This is a genomic window from Micromonospora sp. WMMD1102 (genome assembly GCF_029626265.1).
GTDB lineage: Bacteria > Actinomycetota > Actinomycetes > Mycobacteriales > Micromonosporaceae > Plantactinospora.
On sequence record NZ_JARUBN010000001.1, the window covers coordinates 1,785,240 to 1,801,589 of the forward strand.

Genomic DNA, 16,350 nt, shown 5'->3' on the forward strand with positions numbered 1-16,350 from the left:
CGACCGCGCCCACCCTGGCAACGACCGGCCGCCGCGACTGTGGGGACAGCATCCGTGGCGGGACGCTCAGTAACTCAGCGGAGCCTGCTCCTCTTCCTCTCCGTCGGCCGGCGGCGGGGCGACCGGCTTCGGCGTACCGGTCGGCAGGCAGCTCAGGTTCTTGGCGCCGGTCGGGGTCACCACGAACCAGGTACCGCCGACACCCTGGCCCTTCCACTGTCCGGGCGACTTGTCACCGATGTAGCGGTACACCGGCCAGCCGCCGATGGTGATCTGCCTGGTGCCGTCGGGGCGGGCGACCGTACCGACCCGGTCCGCGGCGACGCCCTTGAGCGCCGGCTTGCCGTTGGTCAGCGCCGGCGGCCAGAGCCGGGCGCACTCGCCGGCACAGTTCGTCTTCGGCGGCTTCGCCGAATCCCGGTCGAAGCGGTAGAGCACGAAGCCCTTGTCGTCGGTGACCACCTGCCCCATCCGGGGGACCCGCTTGCCGACCAGGCCGGCGGTCACGTCCACATCGGCCACCTCGACCGGGGTCGGCACGGGGCTGGGCTCGGCGGTCGGCTCGGCGGCCGCGTTCGCCGCCGGCTGCGCGTTGCCGGCGACACTGGTGTTCGGGGTGGTTCCCGCTGGTGCGCAGGCCGTCATCGCGGCCAGTGCCGCGCCGACCAGGACGACGCCGGTCCGCTTCGTCGGTGCCACGTCCCCTCCTTCGCTGGACAGGTTGCCGGGAAGTACGGCCGGCCCGGCCGCCCGGATGAGCCAATTTGCAGTGGACAATTTCACAGCGAAACGTTGAACTTCCCCGCCGTGCGGCACGTACAAATCAGAAGCCGTCCGGCCGTCCGCCGTTCCGAGTGCTGTCGCAACGTCGACGAGTCGACCCGCGACCCGATTTTCGGCACGCAATTGTTCGAGGAGTGGCGCCGCCGGAACAATGCGTGTCGGGCGGTGCCGGACCAACAGCCGCACGGGTGGGACCGACCACCGGTGGTGACCGGCCGGCGTGGTCAGGCCGGCACGGTCACCAGCGGCTCGGTCGTACCGTCGTCGTCGATGACCTGCACCTGGATCCGGTCGATGTCGTCCTGACCGGCGAAGGTGGCAGTCTCCAGCATCAGCGGGTTGGGCTGGGCCGCGGTGCCGTACCCGTTCCGGGGCACCTTCCAGCTGGACAGCGCCTCGGCCTGCCCGTTCTTGTGCAGCAGCACCAGCCGGCAGGTCTTCGGGCCGGACAGTCCGCTCAGCGAATACCAGATTCGGGTGCCCCAGGCGGTCGAGCCGAGGACCACCTCCATCTTCACCCCGCTGGTCGGGTCGGTAGCGGTGAACCGCTCGCCGGTCGGGCTGGGCCGGCCGCCGGCTCCCGGGCTGGCGGACGTGCCGGTCTGCGGCGGCTTGGCGGTGGTCGTACCCGGGTCGGCGAACCGGGTCCCGGCGAACAGCGCCAGACCGGTCAGCATCGCCACCAGCACCACCCCGGCGGCGAGGCTGTAGAGCCGCCGGCTGCGGGCCCGCCGCCGGTCCGCGCCGACCGCCGCGGCGACCCGCTCGAACAGCAGCCCGTCGGACTCGGCGCGCTCGGCGATCATCAGGTCGCGGCCGTCGACCTCGCCCAACATCTCCGCCACCGGCAGCAGCGACTCCAGCTCCAGCCCGCACTGCGGACAGCTCGCCAGATGCTCCTCGAAACGCACGGTGTCCCGCTCGTCCAGGACGCCGAGCGCGTACGACGCGACGTCCCAGTGGATCTCGGCGCTCACTCGGTCACCCCCCGCTCCAGCAGGGCCGCGCGGAGCGCCCGGAGCGCGTAGTAGACCCGGGACTTGGCGGTGCCGAGCGGCAGCCCCAACTCCTCGGCCGCCTCCGGCACGGTGCGCCCCTGGAAGTACGTCGCCACCAGCACCTCCCGGTGCGGCTGGCTCAACGTGCGCAGGGCGTCCGTGATGGTCATCATCCGCAGCACCCGATCCGTGTCGTCCGACTCGGAGAACCCCTCGAGATCACGGTCGTACGTCTCGGCGGGCCGGGCCTGCTCGCTGCGGTGGTCGTCGATCACGATCCGCCGGGCCACCGTCACCAACCAGGGGCGCAGTGACGTCTGGCCGTGGGTGCCGAGTCGATGTGCGTTGCGCCAGGCGCGCAACAGGGTTTCCTGTACCACGTCCTCGGCGCGCTGCCGGTCGCCGCCGGTCAGCCGCAGGACGAACATCAGCAGAGGTTTGGCATGTTCCTCGTAGAGCACTCGAACGAGTTCGTCGGAGTGCCTCGTCTCGGCGGGGGTCGAATTGTGGCGGCCGGCAGCCGGTCGCGGTGTCACCGGCCCATCATTCCGTCCGTTGGGCCGCGCGTCGAGACTTTTCCGGTGCCGAATTGACCGGCGTTGCGAGGTGGCGCACATTCGCCCCGGCATGACCGTGTCGCCATACCATCTGCCGGCTACCGCCTGCATCCCACCCATACCTCCGCGTCGAAGGCGCGCGTGCCCGGCCCCACACCCGAGGCCCGGTCGATCTCGCCGCCCGGATGTACGGATTCCGGCTCGGGCCGGATCAACGCAGCTCGGAGAAGTTGGCGCCGGCGGCGGCAGCCCGGCGACGGTTCATCCATCGATGTCCGACTAGATGGGGATGTCGAGGGATGCCGGACGCGTGAGTGGACGGCGACGTCGACGCATCCGCCGGTGTCCGCCGGACGGCGACGTCCAAGGATCCCGGACGTCCGGCTAGATGGCGATGTTGACGCTGCCCGGCGGCGGGGTGGAGGGTCGGGCGGCGGTGTCGGCGACCACCCGGGCACCGTCGGCGAACCGGTCCAGGTCGGCCCCGGCCAGCACCCGGCCGGGAAACCAGTCCCCGGCGGCGCGCCGGAGCAGCTCCGGCACCGGCAGCTCGGCCCGGCTGGCGGCGAGCACCAGGTTGCCGTACCGGCGGCCGCGCAGCACCGCCGAGTCGGCGATCAGGCAGGCCTCGGGGAGTACGGCCCGGACGGTGGCGACCTGGGAGCGGGCGTACCGCAGCGGCGGGCCGTCCGCCACGTTGACCACGTACACGCCGTCGGGGCGCAACACCCGGGCCGCCTCGGCGGCGAACTCCACCGAGGAGAGGTGTGCCGGGGTGCGGGCCCCGGCGAAGACGTCGGCGACCACGACGTCGGAACTGCCGCCCCGGGCCGTGCCGAGCACCTCCCGGGCGTCGCCGATCCGGACCCGCAGCCGGGAGTCCGCGGGCCAGGGGAGCTTCTCCCGGACCAGGTCGACCAGGCCGGCGTCGATCTCCACGACCCGCTGAGTCGAGCCGGGCCGGGTGGCCGAGAGGTACCGGGGCAGGGTCAGCGCACCACCGCCGAGGTGGAGCACCCGCAGCGGCTCGCCGGAGGGCGCGACGAGGTCGAGCACGATGGCGATCCGGCGGACGTACTCGAACTCCAGGTGGGTCGGGTCGGCGAGGTCGACGTGCGACTGCGGCGCCCCGTCGACGAGCAGGGTGTACGACTCGGGCCGGTCCGGGTCCGGGCGCAGTTCCGCCAGCCCGCTCGCCACCTTGACCGCCAGCGCGTCGGTCCGCCTCTTCCGCCCCACCGGTGAAGTATCCCGCCGAACCGTCCGACCTGGTCCGGCGGGTCAGCGGGGTCGGCGGCGGGTCAGCAGCGGGTCGGCGAGGGAGGCCGGCGGGTCACCGGGGGAGACCGGCGGGTCACCGGGGGAGGCCGGTGGCGGCTCGGCTGGTGGCCAGGGTGAGGGCGCGGTGCAGCAGCCGGCCGTCGCCGAGCCGGGCCCGCAGCCGGCGCTCCAGACCGGCGATCGGGATCAGGTTCTGCGGTGCCCGGGGGTCCTTGTAGGGGGTGGAGGCGAATTTCGGCAGCGTGGCCAGGGAGAGGTCGGCCAGCTCGATCGCCTGCCGCTCGGCCAGCTCGGCCGAGCACTCGACCCGGACGATCCCGGCCCACGGGCCGCGCCCCGAGCCGGGCAGCCGCAGATACCACGAGTAGCCGCCCCACGCGGTGCCGAGCCGGAAGACCGGGGAGCGTTCCCGGGCGGCCAGCCCGGTGACCAGCGCGGTGTGCCGGGCGTCCAGGTACTGGCTGTGCTGGGTCTTGATGTAGCCGATGGTGCGCGGCAGTTGCCGCCGGCTGCGCAGCGGGCCGTCCACCACCAGCAGGTCGCCGTCGTCCCGGACCGCACCGGAGACCTTCACCTCCAGCGCGGTCAGCGGCCCCTGGACCGCCGCCGGCAACTTGCTCAGCTCCCCGGTCCCGCTCAACCGGTGTACGGCGTACCGGATCTGCCCGGCGACCACGTCCTGCGCCGACGGGCTGGCGGTGAAGAGCCCCCGCTCGACCTCGGCGCCGGCCAGCTCGGCGGCGCCCCGGCGCAGGTCGCAGCGGACCACTCCGGCGGCGTACGAGGCGGCCAGTCCCGGGAAGGAGGTGCCGTCCGGCTCCTCGGTCCAGACGCTGGCGTCGATCCGGCGTACCCCGTCGACAAGTAGCACCACGTCCGGCGGCTCGACGGTGTCCGGGGCGGCGATCGGCCGCCACTCGTCGGCGGGCAGCTCCACGTCGGTCCGCACCTGGGCGCTGGACGGTGCCGCCGGGCCGCCGGCCGCCTCGAACGAGGCACCGTAGGCGGGATCCCAGGCGTCGACGAAGAGCCGGGTGCTCACCGGCCGGTCCGTTCCACCCGGGAGCTGCGGGCGTCCTTGCGTACCTCGAACCGGACCGGGATCCGCTCGGCCAGCGCCGGCACGTGGGTGACCACCCCGACCATCCGGTCGCCCCGGGCGGCGAGATTTTCCAGGGTGGCGGCCACCGTGTCCAGAGTGGCCGCGTCGAGGGTGCCGAAGCCCTCGTCGAGGACGATCGACTCCAGGCTGGCGGTGGTGGTCGACAGCCCGGCGAGCTGTTCGGAGAGGGCCAGCGCCAGCGCCAGCGACGCCTGGAAGGTCTCGCCGCCGGAGAGCGTCCGGACCGCCCGGCGCAGCCCGGCGTCGTGGTGGTCGACGACGAAGAACTCGCCCTTGTCGTGCGCCAGGTCGTATTGCCCGCCGGTCAGCTCGCGCAGGATCCGGGAGGCGCCGTCGACAAGCATGTCGAGCGCCTCGGCCAGCAGCCAGCGCTCGAAGTTGTTCGCCCGCAGATGTCCGGCGAGCGCCTTGGCGACCCGGGACTCCCGCTCGTGCCCGGCCCGCTGCTCGGTCAGCTCCCGGAGCTGTTCCCGGCGTTCGACCAGCCGCCGGTGCTCGGCGTCGGCCCGCTCGGCGGCGACCACCGCCAGCCGTACCGGATCGGTGTCCGCGCCCGGCCGGTCCAGCCCGACGGCGGTGAAGAGCCCGGCGATCCGCTCGGCGACCGCGTCGACGGCGGCGTGTGCCCCGGTCACCGCCGAGGCGGCGTCGGCCCGCCCCGCCCGCCGCTCGTCGGTGGCCCGGGCGGCCCAGTCGGCGAGCCCGGCCCAGGCGGCGGTCACGTCCGTCCGGTCGGCGGCCGGCGGGCCGAGCCGGGCCAGCCCGTCCCGGGCGGTGTCGAAGGCGTGCCAGGCGCCGCGCAGCCGCTCCTCGGCCGCGGTCACGCCGGACTGGGCCCGCCGGGCCGCCTCCCGGGCGGACCGGACCGCCGCACCGGCCGCCTCGAGGTCGCGGCGCAGCCCGGCGATCCGGTCGAGTTCCCGGCGCAGTGCGGCCGGGCCGGGGGAGTCGGCGAGTCGGGTGTCGAGTTCGGCGAGCCGGCCGGTGAGCTGCTCGTGCCGGGCCCGCGCCTGGTGCAGGGTGCGTTCCAGCTCCCGGGCGGCGGTGTCCCGCTGGCCGACCAGCCGGTCGGCGGCGTCGGCGGCGGTCCGGGCGGCCTCGCCGGCCTGCTTGGCGGCGGCCACCGCCGAGCCGGCCGGCAGCTCCGGTATCTCGGTCACCGGCTGGGTGCAGACCGGGCAGGGCGCCCCGGGATGCAGGTGGGCGCGGAGCGCGGCGGCCCGGTCGGCGGTCTGCGCCTCCTGGTAGGCGGCCCGGGCCGCCTCCAGTTCCGCACCGGCCCGCTGCGCCTGCGCGCGGGCCTGGTCCAGTGCGGCCACCGCCGCGGCGTGGTCGGCGTCGGCGCCGGCCAGCGCGTCGGCCAGGGTCGCGGCCTCGTCGGCGACCCGCAACCGGTCGGCGTGCGCCTGCTGGAGCAGCCGCAGCGCCGCCGGGTCGCCGGCACCGGCCAGCTCGCCCCGGAGCTTCTCCTCGCGCTCCTCGGCGACGGTCACCGCCGCGGTGGCCTCGGTCGCCCCGGTCCGGGCCAGCGTCAACGCCTCGGCGACGGTGCCGAGGTCGCCGGGTGGGCGGACCCGGGCCAGTTCGGCGAGTTCGGCGTCGAGCCCGGCCAGCGCCGCCTCGGCGTCCGTCGCGGCGGTCCGGGCGGCCCGGAGTTCGGGTACGGCGGCGTCCACCCCGGCGGCCAGCTCCCGCATCGCGTCGACCCGGGCGGCGGCAGCGGCCAGCGTCTCGTCGTCGACCTCGCCGAGCCCCTGCCGCATCCGGTCCACCGCGTCCAGCGCGGCGTCGGCCCTGCCGGCCCGGGCGGTGGCCCGCTTCTGCACCTCCTCGTACACGCCGAGGCCGAGCAGGTTGACCAGGATCTGCTGCCGGGTCGCCGGCTTGGCGTGCAGGAAGTCGGCGAACTGCCCCTGCGGCAGCAGTACGCAGCTGGTGAACTGCTCGTACGGCAACCCGACCGCCTCCAGCACCGCGTCGTCCATCTCGGCCGGGGTGCCGGCGACCACCTCGCCGAGATCCTCCGGGCTCAGCCCGGTGTCCAGCTTCGTCACGTCGAACCCGGGCGGCATCAGTTGCAGCCCGGCGTTGCCGGTCTTGACGTTGCCCCGGCTGTCCCGACGGACCACCCGGGTCGCCACGTACCGCGCGCCGGCCGACTCGAAGACCAGCCGGACCCGGGCCTCGTTCGCCGAAGGTGCCAGCGCGTTCGCGATGCCCCGGGCGCCACCCCAGCGCGGCACCGTGCCGTAGAGCGCGAAGCAGATCGCGTCGAGCACGCTGGACTTGCCCGAGCCGGTCGGCCCGACCAGGGCGAAGAAGTCCGCGTCGGTGAAGTCGACGGTGGTGGCGTCCCGGAAGGCGGTGAAGCCGGCCAGGTCGAGCCGGAGCGGACGCACTATCGGGTCGCCTCCTCGTCCATCACTTGCTCGCCTCCTCGGTCACGCCTTGCTCGCCTCGTCGTAGAGTTCGTCGAAGAGTTCGCGTACCCCGTCGTCGGCCTGACCCCGGCTGGTCAGGTAGTCGCCGAACAGCTCCCGGGGGGAGCGGCCGGCGCGCTGGGCGGCCCGGGTCGCACCGGTGTCGGGCAGCATCTCCGGGTCGATCCGCACCTCCAGTGCCCGGGGCAGCAGCTCCTGCACCTCCTCGCGCAGCCCGGCTCGCGGCGCCTCCCGGACGTAGACCCGCAGCCAGGCCGTCGGGTCGTCGACCTTGGCCAGCTCGGCCAGGGTGCCGCGTACGGTACGCAGCGGCGCCGCCGCCGTGATCGGCACCTCCCGGACCCGGGCGGCCGTCCGGGTGCCCACCTCGACGATGCTTACCGAGGGGCGGTTCTCCTCCTCCCCGAAGTCGATCGGCAGCGGGCTGCCGCTGTAGCGGATGTGGCACGGGCCGAGCACCTGCTGGGCCCGGTGCAGGTGCCCCAGTGCCACGTAGTGCGCGTTGCCCGGGAAGACCGAGGCCGGTACGGCGTAGTTGAGCACCGTGTGCGCCTCCCGCTCGCCGCCGCCGGTGCGCGCACCGACCACTGTCAGGTGGCCGGTGACCAGGTGCACCCGGTCGGCGGAGTCGAAGCTCTCGGTCAGCCGCCCGAGCACCCGGCCGACGTGGTCGGCGTACGTCTGCACCGCCTCGGCGGCGGTCAGCTCGTACATCTCGACGGCGCGGACCGCGTACCGCTGGGAGAGGAACGGCAGGGCGACCAGCCGCCACTCCTCGCCGTCGGCGGTGCTGCCGTCGATGACGTGCTCGGCCGGGTTGTCCCGGACGCTGCCCCGCAGGGCGATCCCGGCCGCGTCGGCCCAGGGGCGCAGCGCGTCCAGCGCCGGGCCGTTGTCGTGGTTGCCGCCGATCGCCACCACCTGCGCGCCGGTGCGGCGCAGCGCGGAGAGCGCCCGGGTGACCAGCCGGGTCGCCTCCGGGGTCGGCGCGGCGGTGTCGTAGAGGTCACCGGCGACGATCACCAGGTCGGGGGACTCGGCCTGGGCGACCTCGACCAGTTGGGCGAGAGCGTCCCGGTGTTCGCCGGTCCGGGACTGTCCCTTGAGGACCTTGCCGACGTGCCAGTCGGAGGTGTGCAGGATCTTCACGCCTCACCCGTCGTTTTCTAGAAGGGGATGTCGTCGTCGGAGAGCGTGCCGGCCCGGGAGCCGACCACCGCGAACGGGTCGGCGGCCTGCGTGATCGACCGGAGCGTCCCGGTCGGCGCGGCGCCGGCCTCGGAGACCCGGGTCGCCCAGGCCGGGAAGGGGAAGTCCAGGCAGAGCGGCACCGGGATGTCCGGCTGGTTGACGAACATGGTGCCGGGTTTGGCCAGCAGCGCCCGCTGCCGCTGCGCGGCGGGGAGGAAGCCGTACTCCGGGCGGGACGCCTCGGCCGGGTCGAGCCGGCCGACCACCCGGATCGCCGAGTTGGTGACGATCCGCCGCTCCACCTCGCTGGCGGTCTGCTGCGCCCCGATCAGGATCACCCCGAGCGAGCGGCCCCGCTCGGCGATGTCCAGCAGCACCTCCTTGATCGGCGAGGACCCCTCCCGGGGGGCGTACTTGTTCAGCTCGTCGAGGACGACGAAGAGCAGCGGCTTGGCGGTGCCGGCCTTCTCCTTGCGCTCGAACTCGGTCTTCAGGGTCACCCCGACCACGAACCGCTGGGCCCGGTCCGGCAGGTTGTGCAGGTCGACCACTGTCACCTGGGCGCTCTCGGCGGTGTTCACGCTGTGCGGCCGGCGGGTGGCCAGATCTCCCCGGATGAGTCTGGCCAGGTCCTTCTTGCTGCCGATCAGCCGGCGGGCGAAGGCGTTGACGGTGCCCATGTTGACCGCGCTGCCGGCCCACTCCGAGCGGGTCTCGTCGTCGGTGAGCTGCTCGACGACGTGGTCGACCAGGTCGGGGTAGGAGTGGATCCGCACCCCGTCGACGCTCACCCCGCCGTCGGCGGGCTGGGCGTACCGGGCCAGGTGGGCGGCGACCGAGTGCACCACCATGGTGTATTGCTGGCGCTCGTCGTCGGCGTCGGCGAAGACGTACGGCAGCAGCCGGTCAGCACAGAACTCGGTGAGCGTCCAGTAGAAGCTGTCCACCCCGGCGAGCCGGCTGCTCACGTCCGGGGTGCCGGAGGAGTCGCCGGCCCGGGGCGGCGCGTAGACCCGGACGTCCGGGAAGGCGCCCGCGTCGAGTCCCAGCTTCGCGTACGTCTCGGTGGTGGCGGCGTCGAGCCGGCTGTTCGGGTGGTCGAGGAAGAGCAGGTCCTCGCCCTTGACGTTGAAGATCAGTGCCTTGGCGTTCACCGCGTCGCCGCCGAGCACCCCGGAGCGGAACACCGAGTAGAGCAGGAAGGTGGCGAAGCTGGTCTTGGTGGCCACCCCGGAGATGCCGGAGATCGAGACGTGCGCACCGCGCGAGCCGTCCAGGAAGTCGGCGTTCAGGAAGACCGGCACGCCGTCCCGGCCGATCCCCATCGGCACCCGGCGCTCCATCCGGTCGAAGTGCAGCGCCGCCGACCGGGCCTCGCCCTCGGCCCGGTGCACCACCGCACCTGGTGACGGCGGCACGTAGAGCTCCGGGTCGACCCGGGTGGTGGTGATCTCGGCGGCCTCCTGCACCATCGCCGGCAGGGTGCCGTCGGCGATGGCGAAGACGTCGGAGTCGAACTGCGCGCCCTCGTGCCGGGCCCGGACCTGGGTGACCACCCCGGCGATGGTGACCGGCTCCCGGTCGGGCAGCTCGCGACGGGTCACCACCACGTCGTCGAGCTGGAGGTAGCTGCCGGGGTTGACGGCGGTCCAGAACTGCAACGGGGTGGCGTCGGCGGTGCCGAGCACCCGGCCGACCACCGGACCCGGACCCTCCGGTGGACTGTCGGTCACCGTGCCACCCCGATCCGTGTCGCGCCGGCCCGTGCCGCCCCGGTCAGGGTGGGAATCAGGTCAAGACACACGAGTCGCATCCTGCCTCACTAGTACGACACCGTGCCACGCGGCGCGGCGGTGCCCGGCCCGGCGAGCGGGCTGACGGTGCGAAACCGCCGGGCGGGCCGACGGTGCGGAACCGCCGGGCGGTCGCCGGCTTCGTCCCGCGCTCGGCCGTACCCGGTCGGTTCGCAACACGTTAACCTGATCTTGGCGGTCCGCTCCCGCTGCCCGGCTAACCTCCGTGGCCATGATGACCCTCGATCCGGCGCGAGCCGGAGGCAACACGCCGGTCGCGGGGCGGCAGCCTCTCCGCCGGAGTGCCGCGAGCCGCCGGAGTCCGGGTGCCCGGCCGGGACGACCCGGCATCCGACGCGGCCGGCAGGCCCCGGCGTTCGCCGCCGCGCTGCTGCTGGCCGTCGCCGCCGGCACCGGAGCCGCCGCCACCGCCGAGCCGGGACCGGCCGCCGCCGAGCCGGGCCGGGTGCATGTCGCGGAGAACTTCGACGGCGGCACGCTGCCGGCCGGTTGGCGGGCGGTGGACGGCAGTTGGCAGGTGCGGGACGGCCGGCTGTACGGCACCTCGACCGGCTCCGGGCAGAACAACAAGATCACATTTGGCGCGTACCTGGAGCACTTCCGGTTCGAGGCGACCGTACGCTTCGAGTCCGTGACCGCCAGCACCCGCTGGGCCGCGCTCGGCCTCGACGTACCGGCCACCGGGGCGACGCCGTGGTGGATCGCCACCGTGCGCAGCGGCACCACCGCGGCCAACGGGCTGGAGTTCGCCGAGCGCACCGCCGGGAACGCCTGGAACGTCACGGACACCGCCGCCGCGCCGACCGCCGCCGGCACCGGCCGGGACGTCCGGGTGGCGATCGACGTGCACGGCAGCCAGGCCCGGTGGTCCTTCGACGGCCGGGAACTGCTCCGGACCGGCAGCCTGCGCCGCTCGGGCAGCGCCGGGCAGGCGCTCTTCGTCAACGGCGCCACCGTCTCCTTCGACGACGTACGGATCACCGAGCTGGCCCCGAGCGCGCTGCTCCGGCCGCCGGGCAGCCCGGTCGCGGTGATCGCGCACCGGGGCGCCTCGGCGGCGGCACCGGAGAACACCCTCGTCGCCCAGGAGATCGCCCGGCGCGGCGGCGCCGACTGGATCGAGAACGACGTGCAGCCGAGCAGCGACGGTGTGCCGTTCGTGCTGCACGACGCGACGGTGGACCGCACCACCGACGGCACCGGGGCGGTCCGCACGCTGACCAGCAGCCGGCTCAGGGCGCTGGACGCCGGCTCCTGGTTCGCCCCGCACTACGCCGGGGTCCGGATGCCGACCCTGGCCGAGCAGTTGGCGGACCTGCGTACCCGGGGCGGCCGCCTGGTGCTGGAAATCAAGGGCGCGCACAGCCGGGCCGAGGTCGCCCGGATCGTCTCGGTGGTCCGCGAGCAGCAGATGGCCGACCGGGTACTGGTGCAGAGCTTCGAGGTCGACGTGCTGCGGTACAGCCGCGAACTCGCCCCGGAGCTGCCGCTCGGGCTGCTCCGCAGCACGCTGGACGCCGACCCGGTGGCCGTCGCCGCCGAGCTGGGGCTGGCCACCTACAACCCGTCGTCGTCGGCGCTGCTCGGCCGGCCGGCGGTCGTCGGCGACCTGCACCGGGCCGGGATCGCGCTGATGGTCTGGACGGTCGACACCCCGGCCGGCTGGCGCCAGCTCGACGACCTGGGGGTGGACGGGATCATCACCAACCGTCCGGCCGAGCTGGTCGGCTGGAACGCCGCCCGGCGGTAGGTGGTGTGCGGCGGCGCCCCGGGCACCGGGCCGGGGCACCACCGCCGGCTCACTCCCGGACGTACCGGAGCAGCAGTTCGTCCCCGGCGGCGAGCACGTGCCGCAGCGTCATCCCGTGCGGTCTGGTGGTGGGTCCGGCGGTGATCCGGCCGGCGCCCGGACCGGTGAGCATCGGCGCCACGGTCAGGCAGACCTCGTCGACCAGGCCGGCGGCGGTCAGCGAACCGAACAGGTGCGGCCCGCCCTCGCAGAGCAGTTGGTGCTGCCCCCGGCGGTGCAGCTCGGCCAGTCCGGCGGCCAGGTCGACCTGCTCCTCGCCCCGGCGCAGCAGCTCGGCGACCCCGGCGAGCCCGGCCGGGGCCTCGGCCCGCCCGGTCGTGAGCACCACCGGCCGGACCGGGGCGTCCGCGAAGGCCGCCGACTCCGGGTCGAGGTGCAGCGTCCGGGAGACCACCACCAGCGTCGGGTACTCGGCCAGCCCGTGCTCCCGCCGCCACGCCCGGCGCCGCTCGTCCAGCCGAAGCCCTCGGTACCCCTCGTGCCGCAGCGTCCCGGCGCCGACCAGCAGCACGTCGCAGAGCATCCGGAGCAGTCCGAAGACCCGCTTGTCCGGCCCGCTGGAGAGCCCGGCGGAGTGCCCGTCCAGTTCCACCGCACCGTCGACGCTCGTCACGAAGTTCATCCGCAGGTGTGGCCGGTCGGCGCGCGGATAGAGCGCGATCAGTGCCGGTGAGTCCAGCGGAGTCGCCGTCGGGGCAGGCCAGAGCCGGGATATTCCGACATTCCCGCTCATTCGCTGGCCGGACCGGTGACCGGAGGGACGGGTGCGGGGGTACGGTGCTGGCAGTCGCACCAGTTGCGGCCCCGGCACTCGTCGTGTCTGTCGTCCCGGCAGGCTCGGCAGATCATGCCGGTAAGCCTATGCCGAGAGGGTGGGAGACGATGCGCCGTCAGATCTTCCAGCTCAAGGTGTCGCTCGCCGACGTCACACCGCCGGTCTGGCGGCGGGTGCTGGTGCCGGGCGGCTACACCCTGGACCGGGTGCACCGGGTGTTCCAGTCCGTACTGGGCTGGCAGAACTGCCACCTGCACTCGTTCGACATCGACGGTGCCCAGTACGGCGTACCGGACCCCGAGGGGGAGTTGACGCTCCGGGACGAGCTGGACACCCGGCTGGACGCGGTGGCGACCAAGGGCGGACGGTTCCTCTACACCTACGACTTCGGCGACTGGTGGGAACACGACGTGACCGTCGAGGACGTCTTCGGCGCCGACCCGGAGGAGCGCTATCCGGTCTGTTCCGCCGGCGAGGGGGCCTGCCCGCCCGAGGACGTCGGCGGCCCGTTCGGCTACCGGCAGTTCCTCGCCGCGATGGCCGACCCGGGGCATCCGGAGCACGACTCGTTGCGGGCCTGGCTCGGCCGGCCCTTCGAGCCGTCGAGTTTCGACCCCGGCCGGGCCAGCACCCTGGCCCGCTGGCTCAGCTGACCCGGATCCGGGCCGGCACCGACGCTCCACCGCCACGTCGTTCCGCCGCTCCACAGTGAACTCCCGGACGCCCGGGACCGGGCCCCTTCTCGACGTCGGGTGCGGAACCCGTCCTGCGGCGGGGGCACCCGGGCCGGTCTGGTTACCCGCCGGTCAGCTTCCGCGTTACCTCGGGGATAACGCCCGCTTTGCGGGTGAGTGACCCGGCGCCGACGGTAACGAAATGGGAACGCTCCCAGATGCCCATTGACACCCCCGAAACGTCCCGGCAATCTCATGGGAGCGCTCCCGAGGGTTGTGGCCCAAGCCACAGAAGCCACGTCGAGGCGTCGAACCGAATCCCCAACGCACGGCGCCGAGCCATCAGCCCGGCGCCGCTCGGCGGGCGGACATACGCACCTTCCCGCACCGGGAAACGCACCAGCAGCACCGTCGGACACACGAAATCTCCGCCACCACAACACGAGTTAACCCACCTGAGAGGGGTCAGGGATGAGCGTCATCAGGCGCCGGCTCCGCACCGTCGCGGTCGCCGCGCTCGCCGCGGGCGTGGCTCTCGGCAGCACGGCGTGCAGCAAGAGCGACAACGAGGGGTCCTCCGGCGAAGGGGGACAGGTCAAGCTGGTCCTGCAGACCTTCCAGAACTTCGGCTACGACCAGGCGATCAAGGACTTCGAGGCCGCCAACCCGAACATCAAGGTCGAGCACCAGAAGATGGGCGAGCTGCGCGACTTCCAGCCGAAGCTGGTGCAGTGGCTCGCCGCGGGCAGCGGTGCCGGCGACGTGGTCGGGCTCGAAGAGGGTGTCCTGCTGGGTTACGTGCAGAACCACGACAAGTTCGCCAACCTGCTGGAACTCGGGGCCGACGAGCTGAAGTCCAGCTTCCCGGAGTGGAAGTGGAACAACGCCCTCACCCCGGACGGCAAGAAGCTGATCGGGCTCGGCACCGACGTCGGCGGCCTGGCCATGTGCTACCGCAAGGACCTGTTCGAGCAGGCCGGTCTGCCGACCGACCGCGAGCAGGTCTCGCAGCGGATCAGCACCTGGCAGGACTACATCGCGCTGGGCAAGGAGTTCAAGGCCAGCGGCAAGGTCAAGGCCGCCTGGCTGGACAGCGCCACCAGCCTGATGCAGCCGCACGTCATGCAGAACTCCGAGACGTTCTTCTTCGACAAGGACAACAAGTTCATCGGTGACACCAACCCGGTCGTCAAGCAGACCTGGGACATGGGCCTGCAGATGGCGGCCGACGGGCTGACCGCCAAGGCGCAGCGCTGGAGCGCCGACTGGGACGCCGCCTTCAAGAACTCGGCGTTCGCCACCATCCCCTGCCCGGCCTGGATGACCGAGGGCGTCATCGCGCAGCGGTCCGGCCCGGCGAACTCCGGCAAGTGGGACATCGCCAAGATCCCCGGCGGTGGCGGCAACTGGGGTGGCTCCTACCTCGCGGTGCCGGCGCAGACCAAGCACCCGAAGGAGGCGTACCAGCTGGCCAAGTACCTGACCAGCAAGGAGGGTCACCTGGCGGCGTTCAAGGAGGCCGGTGCGATGCCGTCGGACATCGCCGGCCTCGAGGACCCGGCCTTCAAGGACAAGAAGAGCGACTACTTCAGCGGCGCCCCGACCGGCCAGATCTTCGGCGAGAGCGTCAAGAACATGAAGCCGGTCTTCCTCGGTGCCAAGCACCAGCAGGTCTGGGAGACCATCGTCGAGCCGCAGATGCAGGCAGCCGAGCGCGGCCAGCTCAGCTCGGACGCCGCCTGGAAGAAGGCGATGGACGAGGCCAAGAAGGCGACCAGCTAGTCGACCGGTGACCTGCCGTGCCCACGGGTGAGCAGCCCGTGGGCCCGGCGCGGTGCCCACACCCGCGCTGGGTGTGGGCACCGCCGCGAGGTCACCGGCCGGTCCACCTCCCCGGAAGGACCCCGCAATGAGCACTGCTGTCGGCGCGGCAACACCACGGCACGCTGCCACGCCACCCACCCCGGAACCGTCGCACCGCCGGCGGTCGTACCGCCTCGGTCGCTGGGACATCAAGTACTCGCCGTACCTCTACGTCGCACCGTTCTTCATCCTCTTCGGGATCTTCGGCCTCTTCCCGGTCCTCTACACGGTCTACGTCTCCCTCTTCGAGTACGACCTGCTCAGCGGCAGCAAGGAGTACGTCGGGCTGGAGAACTACCGGGTCCTGATGGACGACTCCCAGTTCTGGAACGCCGCCTACAACACGTTCGGCATGTTCGTGCTCAGCACCGTGCCGCAGCTCGTGGTGGCGCTGATGCTGGCCAACCTGCTGAACCGGCAGATGCGGGCCCGCACGCTGTTCCGGATGGGCATCCTGATCCCCAACATCACCTCGGTGGCCGCCGTCGGCATCATCTTCGCGCTGATCTTCGCCGACCGGTACGGCCTGGTGAACTGGCTGCTCGGCACCGTCGGCTTCGACCCGGTCGCCTGGCGGGACAGCCGCTACGCCTCCTGGTTCGCGGTCGCCTTCATGGTCGACTGGCGGTGGACCGGCTACAACGCCCTGATCTACCTGGGTGCGATGCAGGCCATCCCGAAGGACCTCTACGAGTCGGCTGCCCTGGACGGCGCCTCCAGCTGGCGGCAGTTCTGGAAGATCACCGTCCCGCTGATCCGGCCCACCATCCTCTTCACGATCATCATCTCCACCATCGGCGGCCTGCAGATCTTCACCGAGCCCCTGATGTACGGCTTCGGCATGATCCGGGGCGGCGCCTCCAACGAGTTCCAGACCCTGGCGATGTACATCTACGAGCGCACCTTCACCGGCAACTTCGAGTACGGCTCCGGTGCCGCGATGTCCTGGCTGCTCTTCCTGATGATCGTCATCTTCGCGCTGATCAACTTCGCGATGGTCCGCCGCTCGGTCAAGGGGGAGCAGAAGTGACCACCATCCA

At 72.8% G+C, this 16,350-nt stretch carries 13 protein-coding genes; 4 read left to right on the top strand and 9 right to left on the bottom strand.

Annotated elements, in window-relative coordinates; all coding sequences use genetic code 11:
- Positions 1 to 66 precede the first annotated feature (66 nt).
- The 8 genes from O7626_RS08140 to O7626_RS08175 form a co-directional block, all read right to left on the bottom strand.
- The gene (locus O7626_RS08140) at positions 67 to 699 is read right to left on the bottom strand and encodes a hypothetical protein (RefSeq protein ID WP_278060536.1); all 633 of its coding nucleotides are present in this window, start codon (positions 697 to 699) and stop codon (positions 67 to 69) included.
- Between the two features lie 308 nt (positions 700 to 1,007).
- Positions 1,008 to 1,760 carry a zf-HC2 domain-containing protein gene (locus tag O7626_RS08145; protein ID WP_278060537.1) on the bottom strand — a complete coding sequence of 251 codons (753 nt, stop codon included), beginning with the start codon at positions 1,758 to 1,760 and terminating at the stop codon, positions 1,008 to 1,010.
- A complete protein-coding gene (locus O7626_RS08150; protein ID WP_278060538.1) occupies positions 1,757 to 2,449 on the bottom strand; it encodes a sigma-70 family RNA polymerase sigma factor in 693 nt (230 codons plus the stop codon). The genes O7626_RS08145 and O7626_RS08150 overlap by 4 nt, the downstream gene beginning before the upstream one ends.
- A gap of 273 nt (positions 2,450 to 2,722) precedes the next feature.
- Positions 2,723 to 3,577, bottom strand: a complete 855-nt coding sequence (locus tag O7626_RS08155; protein WP_278060539.1) for a fused MFS/spermidine synthase — start codon at positions 3,575 to 3,577, stop codon at positions 2,723 to 2,725.
- Between the two features lie 115 nt (positions 3,578 to 3,692).
- Positions 3,693 to 4,661, bottom strand: a complete 969-nt coding sequence (locus O7626_RS08160; RefSeq protein WP_278060540.1) for a hypothetical protein — start codon at positions 4,659 to 4,661, stop codon at positions 3,693 to 3,695.
- Positions 4,658 to 7,141, bottom strand: a complete 2,484-nt coding sequence (locus O7626_RS08165; protein WP_278060541.1) for an SMC family ATPase — start codon at positions 7,139 to 7,141, stop codon at positions 4,658 to 4,660. The genes O7626_RS08160 and O7626_RS08165 overlap by 4 nt, the downstream gene beginning before the upstream one ends.
- 42 nt (positions 7,142 to 7,183) lie before the next feature.
- On the bottom strand, positions 7,184 to 8,332 hold the full coding sequence (locus tag O7626_RS08170) for an exonuclease SbcCD subunit D (RefSeq protein ID WP_278060542.1): 1,149 nt from the start codon (positions 8,330 to 8,332) through the stop codon (positions 7,184 to 7,186).
- A gap of 17 nt (positions 8,333 to 8,349) precedes the next feature.
- The gene (locus O7626_RS08175; protein ID WP_278060543.1) at positions 8,350 to 10,107 is read right to left on the bottom strand and encodes an ATP-binding protein; all 1,758 of its coding nucleotides are present in this window, start codon (positions 10,105 to 10,107) and stop codon (positions 8,350 to 8,352) included.
- Between the two features lie 292 nt (positions 10,108 to 10,399).
- Between O7626_RS08175 and O7626_RS08180 the strand changes: the two genes are divergently transcribed.
- A complete protein-coding gene (locus tag O7626_RS08180; RefSeq protein ID WP_278060544.1) occupies positions 10,400 to 11,938 on the top strand; it encodes a glycerophosphodiester phosphodiesterase family protein in 1,539 nt (512 codons plus the stop codon).
- A 49-nt stretch (positions 11,939 to 11,987) separates the two neighbouring features.
- Here the strand turns inward: O7626_RS08180 and O7626_RS08185 are convergent, their stop codons facing one another.
- Positions 11,988 to 12,731 (bottom strand): pyrimidine reductase family protein, encoded by a 744-nt coding sequence (locus O7626_RS08185; protein WP_278060545.1) that lies wholly within the window; start codon positions 12,729 to 12,731, stop codon positions 11,988 to 11,990.
- A gap of 149 nt (positions 12,732 to 12,880) precedes the next feature.
- Between O7626_RS08185 and O7626_RS08190 the strand changes: the two genes are divergently transcribed.
- From O7626_RS08190 to O7626_RS08200, 3 genes are all read left to right on the top strand, one after another.
- On the top strand, positions 12,881 to 13,426 hold the full coding sequence (locus O7626_RS08190) for a plasmid pRiA4b ORF-3 family protein (protein ID WP_278060546.1): 546 nt from the start codon (positions 12,881 to 12,883) through the stop codon (positions 13,424 to 13,426).
- Positions 13,427 to 13,918: 492 nt separating this feature from the next.
- Positions 13,919 to 15,229 (top strand): extracellular solute-binding protein, encoded by a 1,311-nt coding sequence (locus O7626_RS08195; RefSeq protein WP_278060547.1) that lies wholly within the window; start codon positions 13,919 to 13,921, stop codon positions 15,227 to 15,229.
- Between the two features lie 127 nt (positions 15,230 to 15,356).
- Complete coding sequence (locus O7626_RS08200) at positions 15,357 to 16,340, top strand: sugar ABC transporter permease (protein ID WP_278060548.1); 984 nt, start codon at positions 15,357 to 15,359, stop codon at positions 16,338 to 16,340.
- Positions 16,341 to 16,350 lie beyond the last annotated feature (10 nt).